This is a genomic window from Actinocrinis sp. (genome assembly GCF_035650855.1).
Lineage (GTDB): Bacteria > Actinomycetota > Actinomycetes > Streptomycetales > Catenulisporaceae > Actinocrinis.
In genome coordinates, this window is the sequence record NZ_DASRGV010000172.1 from 1 (window position 1) to 3673 (window position 3673).

Below are 3673 nucleotides of genomic sequence, written 5' to 3' on the forward strand. Positions count from 1 at the left end.
CGGTAACGCGTCCGCGGTGCCCGTGGACGGCTACTTCGCGACCAAGACGTTCGTGACGAAGTACCCGCACTCGACGGCGATCTTCGCGGCGGTCATGGCCAAGCTCCAGGCCTCCAGCGGCCAGCGCGTCGTGGTGGAGACGGCGCTGCGCAACTCCGGCAGCGGCATCGACTCGCGGGTGATCGCGGCGATGCAGCTGGGCACGTACCCGTCGGTGGTCCTCCCGGCCAAGCTGGACATCGTGCTGCGCCTTATGAGCAACGCGGGCACGGTCAACGGCCTGCTGGACAGCGCGAAGCTGACCAACCTGAACCCCACCGGCTGACGCGCCCTCGCCGTCGGCGTGCCTGTCGGCCGGCCCGGCTAACCTGGGCTCAACCGTCAGGACGATCGACCACAGCAGGGAGCAAGGCCGTGACCGACTCGCAGGACACCCCCGCCGGCCTGGCGGAGGTGCGCTTCCGCTCCGATGTGACGGTCGAGCTCGTCAAGTCCTCCGCCGCGGACGCCGACGTGCTGTTCGCCGCCCGCGTCTCCACCGCGGGCGAGAAGTCCCTCGCCGAGGTCGGCTCGGACGCGGAGCGCTCGGCCGGCCTCATCAACTATCTGATGCGCGACCGGCACGGCTCGCCGTTCGAGCACAACTCCTTCACCTTCTTCGTCTCCGCGCCGATCTTCGTGTTCCGCGAGTTCATGCGGCACCGGACCTTCAGCTACAACGAGGAGAGCGGCAGGTACCGCAGGCTGGAGCCGGTGTTCTACGTGCCGGGCCCGGAGCGCAAGCTGGTGCAGGAGGGCAAGCCGGGCCGGTACGTGTTCGTGGACGGCACCGCGCAGCAGCAGAAGCTGGTGGACGAGGCGACGCGCGCGGTGTGCACGTCCGCGTACCGGGCCTATCTGGAGATGCTGGAGGCCGGGATCGCCCGGGAAGTCGCGCGCGGCGTGCTGCCGGTGTCGATCTACTCGTCGATGTACGCCACCTGCAACGCCAGGGCGTTGATGAACTTCCTGTCGCTGCGCACCAAGCGGGAGGACTCGACCTTCCCGTCCTTCCCGCAGCGGGAGATCGAGATGGTGGCGGAGCTGATGGAGGCGATCTTCGCCGAGGCGATGCCACTGACTTACGCGGCCTTCAACCGCAACGGCCGGGTCGCGCCGTAGCCGTGCCGGGTCCTGACGCGGCGTGGGATTCGCCACTCCTAAATCGAATTCTGCATATAACACCCAATCGGATGAACGTGCCCCCGACGCCCGTATCCCGGACCGGGCGCGCCTCGATAGTGATAGTGGATCCCGTCGCCTCCTGGACCCCCGAGCAGGCGGCGACGGGGTCCTTCCACTGCGCGGGACGCTGTCCAGGGCCTTCGAGCCGCAGCGGTTATCCACAGGCCGCGGGCTCGGACCTGACGAGCCTGCTCGCGGCCCGGTAGCTTTGTCCCATGGCTTCTCCCGTTTCCTCACCCCGTACGCCGTTCGGCCGGATCGCGACCGCGATGGTCACTCCGTTCACCGCCGACGGCGCGCTCGACCTCGACGGCGCGCAGGCTCTGGCCGCGCAGCTGGTCGACGCCGGCAACGACGCGCTGGTGCTCAACGGCACCACCGGCGAGTCGCCGACCACCACGGATGAGGAGAAGGCCGCGCTGGTCAAGGCGGTGCGCGCCGCCCTCGGCGACCGCGCGCAGCTGATCGCCGGGGTCGGCACCAACGACACCCGGCACAGCGTCGAGCAGGCCAAGGCCGCGCAGCAGGCCGGTGCGGACGGCCTGCTGGTCGTCACGCCGTACTACTCGCGCCCGCCGCAGGAGGGTGTGTACCGGCACTTCACCGCCATCGCCGACGCCACCGGGCTCCCGCTGATGCTCTACGACATCCCGGTGCGCACCGGGGCCCCGATCGACACCGAGACCCTGGTGCGCCTGGCCGAGCACGAGCGGATCGTCGCGGTCAAGGACGCCAAGGGGGACCTCGGCGCGTCCAGCTGGGTGATGGCCCGCACCGATCTGGCCTACTACAGCGGTGACGACATGCTGAACCTGCCGCTACTGTCGATCGGCGCGATCGGCGCGGTGTCCGTGGCCGGCCACCTGGTGAGCGCCGATATCCGAGCCCTGTTCGACGCCTACGCGGCCGGCGAGGTGGCGAAGGCGCGCGACATCCACCGCTCGCTGCTGCCCGTGTACACCGGTCTATTCCGCACCCAGGGGGTAATCACCACCAAGGCGGCGCTGAACCGGCTCGGCCGCCCCGCAGGCCCGGTCCGGCTTCCGCTGGTGGACCTGACCGACGAGCAGTTGGAGGTGCTGCGCCGGGACCTCGCGGCCGCCGGCGTGCACATCTAGCCGGGGCCGCGTCCCCGGCACACCACGCGTCCGGCACCCGGGCGCGACGAACACAACTCCACAACGAACACCACGCGCGCCGGGCCGGCATGGTCCCGCGCCATCGCACCACGCGAACGAAGGAACTGGAGCCGCCTGATGAGCCACCCCCATCCCGAACTGGGGCTACCGCCGGAGCTGCCGGAAGGCGCGCTGCGCGTCACCCCGCTCGGCGGGCTCGGCGAGATCGGCCGGAACATGACCGTGTACGAATACGCGGGCAAGCTCCTGATCGTGGACTGCGGCGTGCTGTTCCCGGAGCCGGAGCAGCCTGGCGTCGACCTGATCCTGCCGGACTTCACCTCGATCAGGGACCGCTACGAGGACGTGGTCGCGGTGATCCTGACCCACGGCCACGAGGACCACATCGGCGCGGTGCCCTACCTGCTCAAGGAGCGGGCCGACATCCCGCTGGTCGGCTCGCAGCTGACCCTCGCCCTGATCGAGGCGAAGCTGGCCGAGCACCGCATCCGCCCGTACACCCTCGAGGTCAAGGAGGGCCAGAGCGAGCGGATCGGCCCGTTCGACTGCTCCTTCCTCGCGGTGAACCACTCGATCCCGGACGCGCTGGCCGTGGTGGTGGAGACCGGGGCCGGGGTGGTGCTGCACACCGGCGACTTCAAGATGGACCAGCTGCCGCTGGACGGCCGGCTGACCGACCTGACCGGGATCGCGAAGCTCGGCGAGCGCGGCATCGACCTGGTGCTGTGCGACTCGACCAACGCCGAGGTGCCCGGGTTCGTGCCGAGCGAGCGGGAGATCACCCCGGCGCTCGAGCGGGCCTTCGCGCAGGCCACCCGCCGGGTCATCGTGGCCTCCTTCGCCAGCCACGTGCACCGCATCCAGCAGGTGCTCGACATCGCGGTCAAGCACCGCCGCAAGGTCGCGTTCATCGGGCGCTCGATGGTGCGCAACATGGGCGTGGCCCGCGACCTGGGGTACTTGAAGGTACCGGACGGCCTGGTCATCGACGCGCGGGCGCTGGACGACTACGCGCCCGAGCAGGTCGTGCTGATCTGCACCGGATCGCAGGGCGAGCCGATGGCGGCGCTCTCCCGGATGGCGAACCGGGACCACCAGATCCGCATCGTCGAAGACGACACGGTGATCCTCGCCTCCTCGCTGATCCCCGGCAACGAGACTGCGGTCTACCGGGTGATCAACGGCCTGACCCGCTGGGGCGCCAAGGTCGTGCACAAGGGCAACGCGAAGGTGCACGTCTCCGGGCACGCCTCGGCCGGCGAGCTGCTGTACTTCTACAACATCTGCCGCCCGAAGAACCTGATGCCGGT

General features: G+C 69.8%; 4 protein-coding genes. All 4 read left to right on the plus strand.

Features of this window, described 5'->3' with window-relative positions; all coding sequences use genetic code 11:
* On the plus strand, positions 1-325 hold a 325-nt coding region (locus tag VFB40_RS13120), incomplete at its 5' end, for a hypothetical protein (RefSeq protein WP_324850386.1).
* A gap of 89 nt (positions 326-414) precedes the next feature.
* Positions 415-1161 (plus strand): FAD-dependent thymidylate synthase, encoded by a 747-nt coding sequence (thyX, locus tag VFB40_RS13125; RefSeq protein WP_324850388.1) that lies wholly within the window; start codon positions 415-417, stop codon positions 1159-1161.
* A 278-nt stretch (positions 1162-1439) separates the two neighbouring features.
* A complete protein-coding gene (dapA, locus tag VFB40_RS13130) occupies positions 1440-2342 on the plus strand; it encodes a 4-hydroxy-tetrahydrodipicolinate synthase (RefSeq protein WP_324850390.1) in 903 nt (300 codons plus the stop codon).
* Positions 2343-2480: 138 nt separating this feature from the next.
* The coding region (locus VFB40_RS13135; RefSeq protein WP_324850392.1) for a ribonuclease J at positions 2481-3673 on the plus strand (1193 nt) is incomplete at its 3' end.

Excerpts from the sequence above, each read along its gene's own strand:
- dapA (WP_324850390.1), top strand. The coding sequence starts at position 1,440 with ATGGCTTCTCCCGTTTCCTCACCCCGTACGCCGTTCGGCCGGATCGCG.